Origin of the sequence: Paraburkholderia sp. EG286B, from assembly GCF_040965655.1 — a bacterium.
Taxonomy (GTDB): Bacteria; Pseudomonadota; Gammaproteobacteria; order Burkholderiales; family Burkholderiaceae; genus Paraburkholderia.
In genome coordinates this window covers 1-757 of the sequence record NZ_JBFRCF010000137.1, presented here as the reverse complement: position 1 = coordinate 757, position 757 = coordinate 1, and the positions used below count along the sequence as shown (strand labels likewise).

Below are 757 nucleotides of genomic sequence, written 5' to 3'. Positions count from 1 at the left end.
TCCCGGAAACGAACGAAGTGCTCTCGGGCGGCAACTTCCACGCGGAACCGGTGGCCTTCGCCGCCGACAACCTCGCGCTGGCCGCGGCCGAAATCGGCGCACTGGCCGAGCGCCGCATCGCGCTGCTCATCGACGCGACGCTCTCGGGCCTGCCGCCTTTCCTCGTCAAGGACGGCGGCGTGAACTCGGGCTTCATGATCGCGCACGTCACAGCGGCTGCACTGGCGTCGGAAAACAAGACGCTCGCGCATCCGGCCTCGGTCGATTCGCTGCCGACCTCGGCCAACCAGGAAGACCACGTTTCGATGGCGACGTTCGCGGCGCGCAAGCTCGCCGATATCGCCGACAACACGGCCAACATCCTCGCGATCGAACTGCTCGCCGCCGCCCAGGGCGTGGACCTGCGCGCGCCGCACCGCACGAGCCCGGCGCTCGCGCACGTGATGGAGTCGGTGCGCGCCGAGGTGCCGCATTACGACCTCGACCGCTATTTCGCGCCGGACATCGCCGCGTTGACGAAGCTGGTGCAGAACGGTGCGATCGCCAAACACAGCCCGCTGGCGTTCGAGTCCGAGCAATAAGCGCCGAAGGCAAGATAAAAACCTGAATAACATCCGAGACGAAGACGTTATGAACCAACCGAACTTCACCGACCCGCGCCTCGACCCGACCCGCACGATCCGCGCGCCGCGCGGCAGCGAGAAGGTCTGCAAGACCTGGCTGGCGGAAGCCGCCTACCGGATGCTCCAGAATAATC

The 757-nt window shown here is 66.3% G+C and carries 1 protein-coding gene; it reads left to right on the top strand.

All coding sequences use genetic code 11. From position 1 onward, the window contains the following. On the top strand, positions 1-581 hold a 581-nt coding region (locus AB4Y42_RS44090; protein ID WP_368697875.1), incomplete at its 5' end, for an aromatic amino acid lyase. Positions 582-757: the final 176 nt, after the last annotated feature.